The following is a 14,141-nucleotide window of genomic DNA, read 5'->3' as shown; positions in this document are numbered from 1 at the left end:
GTACTGCGTCGTACCGGTTAGATCGCCTTGGCCACCGCACTCGGCCGTGGCGACAACACGCTCACCAGCACAAAACTCACCAGCGCCACGCTCAGGCTGTAGTAGATCGGGGTGTTGGCGTCCAGGCCGTCCTTGAGCATGAAGAACAGCGCGGTCAAGAAGCCCAGCGACATGCTGGTGATCGCCCCGGCGGTGGTGGCGCGTTTCCAGTAGATGGCGCCGATCAGCGGGATCAGCATGCCGCCCACCAGCAGGTTGTAGGCCAGGGTCAGGGCGCTGATGACGTCGCTGACCACCAGGGCGATCACCAGGACTACCGCCCCCATCAGCAGGGTCGCGATGCGGTTCTCGTGGACGTCGCCACTGCCGCCCTCACGGCCCTGGCGCAGGCGGGGCAGCAAGTCCTGGACCACCGTGGTGGACGCGGCGAGCAGGCCCGCCGCGGCGGTGGACATCAAGGCCGCCAGGGCCGCGGCGATCACCAGGCCGCGAATGCCGTTGGGGAGGCTGGTCTGCACCACGCTGGCGAAGGCGTTGTTGACGTTTTCCAGGTCCGGCAGCAAGACCTTGGCCGCCATGCCGATCAACGCCCCGGCCAGGCCATAGAGCACGCAGTACAGGCCGGCGGCGGTGCCGGCCACTTTGGCCACGCCTTCGCTGCGGGCGGTGAACACGCGCTGCCAGATGTCCTGGCCGATGAAGATGCCGAAAAAGTAGATCAGGAAGTAGGTGAGGATGGTGTCCCAGCCAATCGCGGTGAAGTCGAAGTAGCTGGCCGGCAGTTTAGCCACCATGGCATCCCAGCCGCCCGCGTCACTGATGGACATCGGCATCAAGAGGAACACCAGGCCAACGGTCATGATCAAGAATTGCACGATGTCGGTGAGAGTCAGCGACCACATGCCGCCGATGGTGGAATACAGCACCACCACGCCACCGCCCACCAGGATCGACACCCAGAACGGCAGGCCGAACAACACCTGCATCACGGTGCCGATGGCAATGGTCGAGGTGGCGCCGATCATCAGTGCGTAAACCAGCATGATCAGTGCACTGGCCTGGCGCGCCGCCGGGTTGTAGCGGCGTTCCAGCACTTGAGTCACGGTGTATATCTTGAGCTTGAGCAACGGTTTGGCGAGGAACAGGCTCAGGCCGACGATGCCCAGGCCGATGGCGCCGCACAGCCAGAACCCGGAAATGCCGTAGACGTAGCCCAGGCGCACGGTACCGATGGTGGACGCACCGCCCAGCACGGTGGCGGCCATGGTGCCCAGGTAAAAGCCCGGGCCGAGGTTGCGCCCGGCCACCAGGTAGTCGTCACGGGTCTTGGCGCGGCGCATGCCGTACCAGCCGAGGGCGATCATGCCGGCGGCGTAGATGAGAACGACGATTAAATCCAAAGCCATGATGGCGTGTCTCCGATTGTCTTTTTTATAGGATGTCGGGGCGATGCCTTCCCTGGCACCGCAACCTCAGTGCGAGCGTGCTTGTGTAACGAGGGTCAGACGGTCTGTCTGAGGGAGGGGCTATCGATTGGCGCCGAAGAACCTTTGCTCCGCGGATCATCCGGCCCATACACCGCCGCCGGTTCCGGGAACAACCCAAGCAGCACCAGATACACCACCGAAGCCAGGCCCAGGGTCACCGGCAGGCTGATGTCGATCCCGCCGGCCAATTCCCCCAGCGGCCCGACGAACTGCCCCGGCAGGTTGACGAAGCACAACCCCACCAGCGCACTGGGGATCCACGCCCCCAGGCCGCGCCAGTTCCAGCCGTGGCTGAACCAGTAGCGCCCGCCGGTTTCACCGCGGGTGAACACTTGCAGGTCATCCGGGCAGTAGAAGCCGCGGCGCACCAGCAGGCCGATGATCATGATCACCATCCACGGTGTGGTGCAGGTGATGATCAGCACGGCGAATGTGGATACGCTCTGCACCAGGTTCGCCGCGAAGCGCCCGATGAAGATGAAGGCAATCGACAGCACGCCGATCAGCAGCGTGGCCTTGACCCGTGACAGCACCCGTGGAAACACGCTGGACATGTCCAGGCCGGTGCCATACAGCGATGTGGTGCCGGTGGACATGCCGCCGATCACCGCGATCAGGCACACCGGCAGGAAGAACCAACCCGGCGAAACCGCCAGCAGCCCTCCCACGTAGTTGTTGGCCGCGATGTAGTCCGGCGCCTTGATCGCCACGATGGTGGCGGTGGCGAGGCCGAACAGGAACGGGATCAATGTCGCCAGTTGTGCCGCGATCACGGCCAGCATGATGCGGCGCTTGGGCGTGTTGCGGGGGATGTAGCGCGACCAGTCGCCCAGGAACGCTCCGAAGGAGATCGGGTTGCTCATGGCTACCAGCGCCGCGCCGATGAAGGCAGCGTAGAAGCCCGGCTGGCCGAGGCTGACCGTGCCGGCGAACTGGCTGTCGAAGGTCGGTGCGAAGGCGAAAATGCCCAGCAGGAACAGCAGGCTGGCGGCCCACACGGCAATGCGGTTGACCCACAGCATGAAGCGGAAGCCGTAGATGCACACCGTCAACACCAGCAGGGCGAACAAGCCGTAGGCCAGGCCCAGGCTCAGGTCGGTTTCCGGCACGCCGACCAGCCGCTTGGCGCCGCCGATCAACGCATCGCCCGAGCTCCACACCGACAGCGAGAAAAACGCGATGGCAGTCAGCAATGAGAGGAACGAGCCGACGATGCGCCCGTGCACGCCGAAGTGCGCACCGGAAGACACCGCGTTGTTGGTGCCGTTGAGCGGGCCGAACAGGCCCATCGGCGCGAGAATGATCGAACCCACCAACACGCCCAGCACAATCGCCCAGACTCCGGCCTGGAACGACAAGCCGAACAGCACCGGGAAACTGCCGAGTACGGCGGTGGCGAAGGTATTGGCGCCGCCGAAGATCAGGCGAAACAGGTCGCCCGGGCCGGCGGTGCGTTCGTGGTCCGGGATCTGTTCGACCCCGTTGGTTTCAATGTGCGTAAGGCTTTTATCGTTATTGTTATGCATGATCTGCTCCGATCATCGAGGCGCATTCATCGAATGTGAATGTCGCCTGTTGCTAAGGGGATGGCAGCCCTTCCGGTATTGCGGACAAATGTTCGTGACAGGCCAGCCATAGGCCTTGTTGTTCTTGGCGAAACACAATGGTTTCGCGCTCCTGGCTACGGTGAAGCTCCCCTTGCATGCGCAGCTCGGTGGCCACGTCATGGATGAAAATCGCCACGTCCCCTTGCAGGCTGACGAAGGCGTTGCTCGAGGTGCAGTTCAGCACCTCGAAGCCATCCTCGGACCGCCAGCGATCCCACAACGCCTGGTAGGCATTGCGTGACAGCAGGGGCTGTTCAAGGGTGTAGAACACGAAACTCGCATCGGCCGTGAACGCACCGAAGTAGGCGTCGCGGTCATTGCGGGCGAAGGCCGACACCAGTTCCGCGGCGGCCTTGAGGATTTGATCTCGATCGTTCATGACTGCACCTCAGCGATGGACCACGCCGGGCAGTACGCAGAGCATCTCGTACAGCAGGTTGGCGCCCAGCAGCGAGGTGTTGCCGGTGGTGTCGTACGGCGGCGAGACTTCTACCAGATCGCAACCGACCAGGTCGAGGCCCTGGCAGCCCCGCACGATTTCGATCGCCTGGATGGTGGTCAGGCCGCCGATTTCCGGGGTGCCGGTGCCGGGCGCCCAGGCCGGGTCGATGCCGTCGATGTCGAAGCTCAGGTAAACCGGGCCACCGCCGACTTTCTCGCGCACTTCGGCCATCAACGGCGCTAGGGATTTGTGCCAGCACTCTTCGGCCTGGACCACGCGAAAGCCCTGGTTGCGGCTCCAGTTGAAATCATCGGCGGTGTAGCCCTGGGCCCGCAGGCCGATCTGTACTACGCGGTCGCAATCGAGCAGGCCTTCTTCTACGGCGCGGCGGAAGGTGGTTCCGTGAGCGATCTTCTCGCCGAACATGTGGTCGTTCACATCGGCATGGGCGTCGATGTGCACCAGGCCGACCTTGCCGTGTTTCTTGTGGATCGCCCGCAGGATCGGCAGGGTGATGGTGTGATCGCCGCCCAGGGTCAGGGGGATGACGTTGTGTTCGAGGATCTTGTGGTACGACTCTTCGATGATCCGCACCGCGTCCAGCAGGTTGAAGGTGTTGATCGCCACATCGCCGATGTCCGCCACCGACAGTGAGTCGAACGGCGCGGCGCCGGTGGCCATGTTGTAGGGGCGGATCATCACGGATTCGGCGCGGATCTCGCGAGGACCGAAGCGGGTGCCGGCGCGCAGGGAGGTGCCGATGTCCAGCGGCACGCCGACGAAAGCGGCGTCCAAGCCAGCAGCGGTTTGCAGATGGGGGAGTCGCATCATGGTGGCGATGCCGCCGAAGCGCGGCATTTCGTTGCCGCCCAGTGGTTGGTGAAGAGTCTTGTCCACGGGTAGGGCCTCATCGCTGTTTTATTTATCAGGGGCCGATTCTGCGAAAAGCCGTTGCCGTGAAGAATCGCTGTCGGCAAATACTTAGTTCAGATTTTTCTAAACTAATGGCGGACGGGACGATAGACTCCCAACCCGTGCAGTACCCCGTGTGGTCTGGGGGACATGGTGCCCCTGTGGCGAGGGAGCTTGCTCCCTCGCCACAAAAGCTCTGCAAGTTCTATGTCCCTTGAGTTCAGGAGTATCTGATGGCCAACGCTCTACCCGACCTGAAACTGCTGCGCATTTTCGTCAGCGTGGTCCGGCACCAGGGGTTCGCCAATGCCCAGCACGAGCTCAATCTGTCCACATCGGCCATCAGCACCTACATGAGCCAGCTGGAATCGGCCCTGGGCCTGGTGCTGTGTCATCGCGGCCGGGGTGGGTTCAGCCTGACCAGCAAGGGCGAGCTGTTCCATCAGGAAACCCTGCGCCTGTTGGGCGAGCTCGAAGGGTTCGAGCAATACGCTGCGGCCCTCAAGGGTGAGTTGCGTGGCACGCTGAACCTGGGAGTGATCGACTCCACGGTCAGCGACCAGGCCTTGCCGTTCGCCGAAGCCATCGGTGCCTACAGCCAGGAACATCCGGCGGTGCATTTGCACCTGTCGGTCATGAGCCCTTACGAGCTGCAACTCGGCGTGCAGGACAACCGCCTGGACCTGGCCATCGGTGCGTTTTCCACGCGCATGAGCGGGCTGGTCTACATGCCGCTGTACCGTGAGCAGCACTGGTTGTATTGCAGCAACCGCCACCCGTTGTTCAACGAGCGGCGCATTCCCGAGCAGGTCATCACCCAGCAACGCATGGTCGGACGCGGTTACTGGAGCCAGGCCGAACTGGCCCGCCACGGCTTCAAGCACAGCGCGGCGACGGTGGAGAGCATGGAGGCGCAGTTGATCCTGGTGCTGTCCGGTGCCTACGTCGGCTACCTGCCTGAGCACTACGCCCAGGCCTGGGTCGACAAGGGCGACTTGCGCGTGCTGTTGCCAGCGACCTTCGGCTATCAGGCGCCGTTTTCGATGATCGTGCGCCGTGGTCGCAGCCGCGAGCCGCTGATCCAGACGTTCCGTGATTTGCTCAAAGCTCAACTGAATCAGGCCTGACCATGTCCAGAATCCAATGCCCGCGTTGCCACAGGCCACAAAGCCATTGCCTGTGCCCGCTGATCCCCAGCCTCGACAGCCGCACCCGCGTTTTGCTGTTGCAGCATCCCAGTGAAGTGAACCACGCTTTGAATACCGCCCGGCTGGCGGCGTTGGGGCTCAATAATGCCGAGTTGATCGTGGGCGAGGTGTTCGAAGATTTGCCACGGCTGCTCGATCAACCGGGTTATCAGGTGCGGTTGTTGTTTCCCGGTGACGAGGCTCTACCGTTGCAGGCCCGCGCCCCGTCCGATGAGCCGATCCTGCTGGTCGTTCCGGATGGCACTTGGCGCAAGGCGCGCAAGTTGCTGCACCTAAACCCCTTGTTGGCGGCGCTGCCGAGGGTGACGCTGGCTGAAAGCGGGGTGTCCCGTTATCGCTTGCGCAAGGCGCCGGGGCCGGGGGCGTTGTCGACGGTGGAGGCGATTGTCCAGGCGTTGCAGACGCTGGAGGCGCCGACGAGTTTCGAACCGTTGTTGAGGCCCTTCGAAGCGCTGATCGAAGGGCAGATTGTGGCGATGGGGGAGCAGACCTATCAGCGTAATCATGCTGGAAAATAGTTGTTGTTCTCGCAGGCCCCTTCGCGAGTAAGCCCGCTCCCACAGTTGATTTGTATGAACACTGAATTTGCGGCTACAGGTGATCAAATGTGGGAGCGGGCTTGCTCGCGAATGCGATAGAACATTCAGTGAAGATTCAAACCAGAACTACCGCTCACGCATCGCCTCGGTCCGCGCCTTCAACACCGGCTTGAGCAGGTAATCCAGGACACTTTTCTCCCCAGTAATGATGTCCACCGTCGCCACCATCCCTGGGATGATCAGCAATGGTTTGGCATCTCCACCCAAGTGGTTTTTGTCAGTGCGCACCTGGATCAGGTAGAAGCTGTTGCCCTTGTCATCGGTGATGGTGTCGGCGCCGATCAGTTCGAGTCTGGCGCTCAGCCCGCCATAGATCGTGTAGTCGTAGGCGCTGAACTTGACCATGGCTTTCTGCCCCGGGTGCAGGAACGCCACGTCCTGGGGGCGGACCTTGGCTTCGATCAGCAGGTTGTCTTCCAGGGGCACGATTTCCACCATGTCGTTGCCCGGCTGCACCACACCGCCGATGGTGTTGACCTTCAGTTGCTTGATCACCCCATGCACCGGCGAGACCACCGTCGTGCGGGTCACGCGGTCGTCGATGGCGATGCTCGAGGCGGTGATTTTCGACAGTTCGGTGCGTTTCTCGTTGAGGTCCTTGGCCGCCTCGGAGCGGAAGGTCTGTTCCGATTCGTCGATCTTGCTCTTGATCTCGTTGATCGCCGATTCGGCCCGGGGAATCGCCAGGGTGGTGGCGTTGAGCGAACCGCGGATTTCCACCGCGCTGCGCTTGAGCCGCAGGATCTCCACCGGCGACACGGCCCCGGTGCGCACCAGTGGCGCGGACATGTTCATTTCTTCCTGCAACAAGGCCAGGGCGGAGCTGAACTGGCCTTGCTTGGAGCGAAACTCGGCCAGCTCCTGGGTCTTCTGCCGCAGTTGTTCGGTCAGGGTCCGTTGTTCACTGGCCAGGCGCCGCTGGCGCTGTTCATACAGCGAGCGCTCGTCCTCGGCCACTTGCGGGGCCTTGGCGATCACCTCGGCTGAAAGCTTGAAAGGCCGGCCCTCGGCCTCGGCCGACAAGCGTTCGACCTGGGCAGTCAAGGCATAGCGGTCGGCTTCGCTCTCGCCCTTGTTCGATTGATAGCGCGTGTCGTCCAGGCGCAGCAGGGTGTCGCCCTTGTTTACCATCTGGCCTTCGCGCACGAATATCTCGGTGACGATGCCGCCCTCCAGGTTCTGGATCACCTGAATTTTGCTCGACGGAATCGCCTTGCCTTCGCCGGTGGTGACTTCCTGCAAGACCGCCAACTTCGCCCAGACCAGCCCGGTGATGATCAACCCGGCGGCCAGCCATACGGTAACCCGCGAGCGCCGGGGCGAATCCTGCAGCGTGGCGCCGGCGGTTTCCGGCATGAACTCGCTTTCGGCGCTTTTGCTGAAACTGCCGAAGTAGCTTCGGGCGGCGGAATCCGGTGTTTGAGCAGACATGGGCGGTACCCGTCAGTTAAGTGAAATGGAGCCGGTCGCTGCTTTTTAGAAAAGAGCGGGGTGCTGCTTTTTGTGGCGAGGGAGCTTGCTCCCGCTCGGCGGCGAAGCCGTCGTAAAACCTGTCGATGCGGTCCGTCTGACACAATCGGGTGAATGGCTTTGGGGCTGCTTCGCAGCCCAGCGGGAGGAAGCTCCCTCGCCACAGATGTTGTGTGGGCTGTTAAACCGCCGCGGAGCCTACCCGTCCCTTGCGCAATGCATCGATGACGGCATCCTTCGGCCCGTCCGCCACGATCCGGCCGTTATCCAGCACCACCAACCGGTCCACCAGGCTCAGCATCGAGGTGCGGTGAGTGACCAACAGCACCGTCTTGCCCTGTACATGGGTGTGAAGCTTCTGCCGCAGGGCGTCTTCGCTGCTGTTGTCCATGGCGCTGGTGGGTTCGTCCAGCAGCAGGATCGGCGGGTCGAGCAACAAGGCCCGGGCCAGCAGCACGGCTTGGCGTTGGCCGCCGGACAGCAACTGCCCACGCTCGCCCACCGGACGGTCGAAACCTTGGGGATGTTGGCGCGCCAGTTCGGTGACACCGGTCAGTTCCGCCACTTCCAGCATGCGCGCATCGCTGATGTAGCGCGCGCCCAGGGTGAGATTGTCCCGCAGGCTGCCGGCCAGCAGCGGCAGGTCATGGGCGACGTAGCCAATCTGTTGGCGTAGGTCGGCGACGTCCAGTTGCCGCAGGTCCAGGCCGTCCAGCAGCAACTGGCCTTCCTCCGGTGCATAGAAACCCATCACCAGCCGTGCCAGAGTGCTTTTGCCCGAGCCACTGCGGCCGATGATCCCGACCCGTTCGCCGGGCTTGAGGCTGAAACTGACATTGGTCAGCGCCGGGGCGCTCTGGCCGCTGTAGTGGAACGTCACGCCGCTGACGTCCAGGGCACCCTGCAATTGGGTACGGTCCAGGGGCCGCTGCTTGGCGTCGCGCTCCTGGGGCAGCGCCATCAAGGCATCGGTGCTGCGCATGGTGAGCTGGGCCTGCTGGTAGCGGGTGATCAGCCCGGCGATCTGCCCGAGCGGGGCGAGCACCCGGCTGCCGAGCATGTAGGTCGCCACTAGCGCGCCGACGCTGAGGTTGCCGGCAATGATGCTGTAGACCCCGGCGACGATGGTCGCCATGCCCGCCAGTTGTTGCAGGAACAGGGTGCCATTGGTCGCCAGTGCCGAGAGGTTGCGCGCATGGCTGTCCAGGCGGGTGAGGGCGCCATGGGTGCTTTCCCATTGATGCTGGCGCTCGCTTTCGGCGCTGCAGGCCTTGAGGGTTTCCAGGCCACCGAGGGTTTCGATCAGCAATGCCTGGCGCTGGGCGCCGAGGGCCAGGCTTTTCTGCACGGTGTCGCGCAGGCGCACCTGGATGATCATGGCGAAGACGATGGTGATCGGAAACGCGATCACGGGAATCACCACCAGCCAGCCGCCCAGCAGGCCGATCACGACCAGCATCAGCAGGGCGAAGGGCAGGTCGATCAGGCTGGTGAGGGTCACCGCCGTGAGGAATTCGCGCAGGCCCTGGAAGTCGTGGATGCTCTGGGCGAAGCCGCCGATGGTCACCGGCTTGGCCTTCATCGCCATGCCAGTGATGCGTTCGAACAGGGTGGCGGACAGAATCACGTCGGTTTTCTTGCCGGCGGTGTCCAGCAGATGGGCGCGCACCACCCGCAGCACCAGTTCGAAGCCGGTGCCGATCAACAGCCCCACGGCCAGCACCCACAAGGTGGACGTGGCCTGGTTCGGCACCACGCGGTCGTAGGTCTGCATGACGAACAGCGGCACCATCAGCCCCAGCAGGTTGATCAGGAAACTCGCCAGGATCGCGTCGCTGTACAGCCAGCGCGACAATTTCAAGGTGTCGCGAAACCACGCCTCGACCCTCGGCACCAGGGGCGCGCGCAGGTCTTCGAGTTCATGGCGAGGCCGGGCGAATAGCGCCTGGCCGCTGTAATCGGTGGTCAGTTCCTCGCGGCTGACCCACTGCTCGCCGCCATCGGCTTCGCTGGGCAGGATCAGCGCTTTGCCATCCTCGCCCCAGCGCCGCAATACCGCGCAGCGCCCCCCCGCCAAGATCAGCATCACCGGCAGGTTCAGGGGGGAGATGTCCGCCAGCTCACGACGCAACAAGCGCGCCTGCAAGCTCGCCCGGGCCGCTGCGCGGGGCAGCAGGTCCAGGCTCAAGCGTTGGTGCGCCATAGGGAGCCCGGCGCTGAGGCTGGCGCGGCTGACCGTCGCGCCATGGAGTTTGCAGAGGATCAACAGGCCGTCCAGCAAGGGATCATCGAAGTTCAGGCGCGGATCGACGCCAGGGGTTGTGGGTTCCATGCTGGTCACAGTGTTCGCTCCCATTTTTTTTCGAGGGGGCTACTTCAGTTCCGGCAGCCGTGCCTGGTTCTTGACTTCGGTTTGCGCGACCGCATCGGCCGGCAGCACGATCCGTTGTTTGTGCAACAGCAGGCCCATGTTCGCCAGCACGCGGTACATCGAGTATTCCTCGGTGTAACGCACTTCGGTGTAGCGGCGGTTGGCGTTGTACAGCTCGTTTTCGCTGTCGAGCAGGTCGAGCAGGGTGCGCTGGCCGAGACCGAACTGATCCTGGTACGCGGCGCGCACACGGGCGGTGGTGTCGGCGTATTCGCGGGCGGTGGGGGTCTGTTTACGGGCGTTGAGCATCGCGTTCCAGGCCAGGCGCGTATCTTCGTTGAGCTGGCGCAGGGCGTTGTTGCGGATGTCCATGGCCTGGTTGATCTGGTGGGCATTGGACGCCAGCCGTGCCTTGTCGCTGCCACCGCGGAACAGGTTGTAGTTCATCACCACACCCACACGCCAGTTGTTGTCGTGGCCTTCTTCGCCGCCGAGGTTGTTGTTGGCGCCCACCGCAGCCTCGGCATCGAAGCGCGGGTAGAACGGCGACTTCGCCACTTCATATTGGCTCTCGGCGGACTGTATGTCGGCCTGGGCCGATTTCAGGTACGGGTTGTTATCCACCATGCTTTGCTGGGCTTCGCGCAGGTCGGCGGGAATTTCGCCTTTGGTCGAGGGCGGTGCCTCCAGCTCATCGGGCATGCGTCCGACCACGCTGTAGAAGTTCGCCTCGGCGTCAGCCAAGTCCACCTGGGCGGTGTCGTAGTTGTTTTCCGCCAGGGCCCGACGGGCATTGGACTGGTCGGAGTCGGCCGTACTGCCCACCCCACGCTCGGTGCGCAGGCCGATCTGGTCGTTGACCCGCAGGTGCGCCTGCAGATTGTTCTTGGCCAGCGTCACCAACTCACGACGCTTGAGCACTTCCAGGTAGACCTCGATGGTACGCAGCGCCAGATCCTGGGCGGTGCCCTGGGCGTAATAGGCTCGGGAATTAACCACGCCCTGGGTGCGTTGCACTTCATTGGCGGTGTTGAACCCGTCGAAGATCATCTGCCGCAGGCGCAGCTCCGATTGGGTGTAGGTCAGGATATTGGTGTGGTGGTTGCCCAGGGCACGGGTGTTGGTGTTGTCGCTGTAGCCACGGCCGTAACCGGCATTCAGATCCACCGATGGGAAAAAGCCCCCTCTGGCGACCTTGACGTCTTCATTGGCCGACAGACGGCTGTCCACCCGTTGTGCCAGTTCCGGGTGAGTCGCGATGGTGCTCTGGATCGCCTCTGTCAATGACATGGCCTGCGCCTGAGAAGAGCAGGCCATGGCCAGCAAAACCGCGCTGCAGAGGGGGGTTAGAACGCGCATGGGGTGCATCTCCTGAGGTCTGTAGTACTTCGCTTGTCGCCAAAATATTGACGTGTTTAAGATCAAAACCGTTTCAACCTTGTAACAACACAGCTAAGAACATCCTGAGCAAAACCTAAGAAGAATTTCTCATAAGGCTTATGCCGAAAAAAACTTATGAGCTTGAAAAAAACCGGCACATTGTTCAAAGCGAAAGCCTTTGAATCTGCGGGTTATGACGGCTTTTAGGCGTCAATAAAAGTTCCACGCAGATTTTTACGCAATGTGAAGAAGTGCCGAAAGGGCGATGCGGGAAGTGGTTTTTGGTGACGGTTTTTTGTCGTTTAGGCGAATTGCCAGCACCTTCTGCTTTCGCGAAAGCTGGCAGATTTTCCAGCTTTTGGGTCGCCAACCTGAGGACGAATTCTTCACCCAGACAGGTGCCGATTGCGGTCGGCAACGGAGGAAATGCACATGGCAGCGCTCATTGGTATCGTCAGCAAAGTGGTCGGGCAAGTTTTCGCAGAAGCGGCTGGTGGCCTGCGGCGGCCTTTGGTCGAAGGCGATCGGCTCTATGCCGGCGAACACTTGGTCACCGGTGCCGAAGGGGCCGTGGCTGTTCATCTGCAGAACGGCCAGTCGTTGACCCTGGGCCGCGAAAGCAACCTGACCCTGACCCCGCAGCTGCTGGCCAACCATGCGCCTCATGTCGACACGCCCGACACGACGACGCCGAGTGACGCGCAACTGACCGATGTACAAAAACTGCAGCAAGCCATCGCCGCCGGTGCCGACCCGACCCAGACCGGCGAAGCCACGGCCGCCGGACCCGAAGGTGGCAATCCGGGGGGCGTGGGCGGTGGGCACAGTTTTGTGCTGTTGGAAGAAGTCGGCGGGGAGGTCGATCCGCTGATCGGTTTTCCGACGGCCGGGTTCAACGGGATTCCCGAATTTCCCCAGCTACGCTTGGCCGGTGACCCGGATAATACCGGCGATGATGCAACCCCACCGGTAACCCCTGAGACGCCGGACAACCCCGTGACCCTCGACGGGGTCACTGTAGAGGGCGGCGAACTGACCACCAACGAGGCCAATCTGGCCGATGGTTCGGCCAGCAATCCGGGGGCGCTGGTGCAAAATGGCACCTTCACGGTATCCGCGCCTGACGGGCTGAGCAGCCTGAGCATCGGCGGCATCAACGTGATCAGTGGCGGCGTGCCCGCAGGCTTTCCTCAAACCATCACGTCGGCGCTGGGCAACACGTTGACCATCACGGGCTATGACCCGACCACGGGGGTGGTCAGTTACACCTACACCCTGACGGACAATGAAACCCATCCTGTCGGCGGCGGTGCCAACACCATTACCGAGCAGTTCCCCGTGGTGGCCGTCGACACCGACGGCGACACGGCCACCGGCACCCTGGACGTCAACATCACCGATGACGTGCCCCAGGCAATCGACGACAGCCATGCGAACACGGCGTCGGAAACCCTGGTCACCCTCACCGGCAATGTATTGCCCAACGACCACCAGGGCGCCGACCGGATTCCCACCGGCCCCGACAGCGGGCCGATCATTGGCGGGACGTTCACCGGCACCTACGGCACCCTGGTGCTCAACCCCAACGGCACGTACACCTACACCCTGAACACCAGCGATCCGCAATTCGTCGCGTTGCATGGCGGGGGCAGCGGTACCGAGACCTTCACCTACACGCTCACCGACGCCGATGGCGACACCAGCACCGCGAACCTGGTGCTGCAAGTGCACAACAACGACGACCCGGTGATCATCACCGGCCTGGATACCGAGGGCGGTGAACTGTCACTGCAAGAGAAAAATCTCAGCGACGGCAGCAGCCCGGACGTGTCGGCCCTGACCCAAAGCGGCACCTTCACGGTCACCGCGCTGGACGGTGTGCAGACTCTGAGTGTGGGTGGGATCAATGTGGTGACGGGCGGCGTGGCGGCCGGTTTCCCACAGTCGATTACCACCGCGCTGGGCAACACCTTGACCATCACTGGCTTCAACGCCGCTACCGGTGTAGTGAGTTACAGCTATACCTTGCTGGACAACGAAGCCCATCCAAACGCCAACGGCGCCAACAGCGTTAGCGAGCAATTCACCGTAGTTGCCACCGACGATAACGGCACCACCGCCAACGGTAACCTCGACGTGAACATCGTCGATGACCTGCCTAAAGCCGTGGACGACAGCAACTCCGGTACCGCCTCGGAAACCAACCTGACCCTGACCGGCAGCGTGCTGACCAACGACACCCAAGGCGCGGATCACGTGGCATCCGGCCCAATCACGCCCGGGACGTTTACCGGCACCTACGGCACCCTGGTGCTTAACGCCGACGGTTCCTACACCTACACCCTGAACACCGCCGATGCCGATTTCAAAGGCTTGCACGGCGGCGGCAACGGCAGCGAAACCTTCACCTACACACTGACCGACGCCGATGGCGACACCAGCACCGCGAACCTGGTGCTGCAAGTGCACAACAACGACGACCCGGTGATCATTACCGGCCTCGACACTGAAGGTGGCGAGCTGTCGTTGCAGGAGAAAAACCTCAGCGACGGCAGCAGCCCGGATGCATCGGCCCTGACTCAAAGTGGCACGTTCACCGTGACCGCGCTGGACGGCGTGCAGACCCTGAGCGTGGGCGGCATCAACGTCGTCACTGGCGGCGTGG

The 14,141-nt window shown here is 62.7% G+C and carries 10 protein-coding genes; 3 read left to right on the top strand and 7 right to left on the bottom strand.

The genetic code is table 11. The features are described from left to right. Window positions 1-17: 17 nt before the first annotated feature. The 4 genes from BT125_RS27845 to speB form a co-directional block, all read right to left on the bottom strand. Window positions 18-1,406, bottom strand: coding sequence for a sodium:solute symporter family protein (locus tag BT125_RS27845; RefSeq protein ID WP_072412359.1), 1,389 nt, complete (start codon window positions 1,404-1,406; stop codon window positions 18-20). Window positions 1,407-1,501: 95 nt separating this feature from the next. Then, window positions 1,502-3,016 carry a purine-cytosine permease family protein gene (locus BT125_RS27840; RefSeq protein WP_256573852.1) on the bottom strand — a complete coding sequence of 505 codons (1,515 nt, stop codon included), beginning with the start codon at window positions 3,014-3,016 and terminating at the stop codon, window positions 1,502-1,504. Between the two features lie 49 nt (window positions 3,017-3,065). Further along, complete coding sequence (locus BT125_RS27835; RefSeq protein WP_072412355.1) at window positions 3,066-3,473, bottom strand: YybH family protein; 408 nt, start codon at window positions 3,471-3,473, stop codon at window positions 3,066-3,068. A gap of 9 nt (window positions 3,474-3,482) precedes the next feature. After that, the gene (gene speB / locus BT125_RS27830; protein ID WP_072412353.1) at window positions 3,483-4,433 is read right to left on the bottom strand and encodes an agmatinase; all 951 of its coding nucleotides are present in this window, start codon (window positions 4,431-4,433) and stop codon (window positions 3,483-3,485) included. A gap of 248 nt (window positions 4,434-4,681) precedes the next feature. On the opposite strand from speB, the gene BT125_RS27825 reads away from it, so the two are divergent. Both BT125_RS27825 and BT125_RS27820 read left to right on the top strand, forming a co-directional pair. Next, a complete protein-coding gene (locus BT125_RS27825) occupies window positions 4,682-5,575 on the top strand; it encodes a LysR family transcriptional regulator (RefSeq protein WP_072412351.1) in 894 nt (297 codons plus the stop codon). Window positions 5,576-5,577: 2 nt separating this feature from the next. After that, a complete protein-coding gene (locus BT125_RS27820; protein ID WP_072412349.1) occupies window positions 5,578-6,174 on the top strand; it encodes a tRNA-uridine aminocarboxypropyltransferase in 597 nt (198 codons plus the stop codon). A gap of 147 nt (window positions 6,175-6,321) precedes the next feature. Here the strand turns inward: BT125_RS27820 and BT125_RS27815 are convergent, their stop codons facing one another. The 3 genes from BT125_RS27815 to BT125_RS27805 all read right to left on the bottom strand — a co-directional run bounded on the left by BT125_RS27815 (window position 6,322) and on the right by BT125_RS27805 (window position 11,455). Continuing rightward, complete coding sequence (locus BT125_RS27815; RefSeq protein ID WP_072412347.1) at window positions 6,322-7,686, bottom strand: HlyD family type I secretion periplasmic adaptor subunit; 1,365 nt, start codon at window positions 7,684-7,686, stop codon at window positions 6,322-6,324. A 220-nt stretch (window positions 7,687-7,906) separates the two neighbouring features. Then, a complete protein-coding gene (locus BT125_RS27810; protein ID WP_072412383.1) occupies window positions 7,907-10,066 on the bottom strand; it encodes a type I secretion system permease/ATPase in 2,160 nt (719 codons plus the stop codon). A gap of 30 nt (window positions 10,067-10,096) precedes the next feature. Next, complete coding sequence (locus tag BT125_RS27805; protein WP_072412345.1) at window positions 10,097-11,455, bottom strand: TolC family outer membrane protein; 1,359 nt, start codon at window positions 11,453-11,455, stop codon at window positions 10,097-10,099. A gap of 453 nt (window positions 11,456-11,908) precedes the next feature. Between BT125_RS27805 and BT125_RS27800 the strand changes: the two genes are divergently transcribed. Then, the coding region (locus BT125_RS27800; RefSeq protein WP_139271822.1) for a retention module-containing protein at window positions 11,909-14,141 on the top strand (2,233 nt) is incomplete at its 3' end.

The organism is Pseudomonas sp. NFACC04-2, assembly GCF_900119265.1.
In the GTDB taxonomy this organism is placed as follows: domain Bacteria; phylum Pseudomonadota; class Gammaproteobacteria; order Pseudomonadales; family Pseudomonadaceae; genus Aquipseudomonas; species Aquipseudomonas fluorescens_AA.
The sequence above is the reverse complement of the archived record's forward strand: the minus strand, read 5'-3'. Positions and strand labels throughout refer to the sequence as shown.

Excerpts from the sequence above, each read along its gene's own strand:
- BT125_RS27845 (WP_072412359.1), bottom strand. The coding sequence starts at position 1,406 with ATGGCTTTGGATTTAATCGTCGTTCTCATCTACGCCGCCGGCATGATC.
- BT125_RS27835 (WP_072412355.1), bottom strand. The coding sequence starts at position 3,473 with ATGAACGATCGAGATCAAATCCTCAAGGCCGCCGCGGAACTGGTGTCG.
- BT125_RS27825 (WP_072412351.1), top strand. The coding sequence starts at position 4,682 with ATGGCCAACGCTCTACCCGACCTGAAACTGCTGCGCATTTTCGTCAGC.
- BT125_RS27820 (WP_072412349.1), top strand. The coding sequence starts at position 5,578 with ATGTCCAGAATCCAATGCCCGCGTTGCCACAGGCCACAAAGCCATTGC.
- BT125_RS27815 (WP_072412347.1), bottom strand. The coding sequence starts at position 7,686 with ATGTCTGCTCAAACACCGGATTCCGCCGCCCGAAGCTACTTCGGCAGT.
- BT125_RS27805 (WP_072412345.1), bottom strand. The coding sequence starts at position 11,455 with ATGCGCGTTCTAACCCCCCTCTGCAGCGCGGTTTTGCTGGCCATGGCC.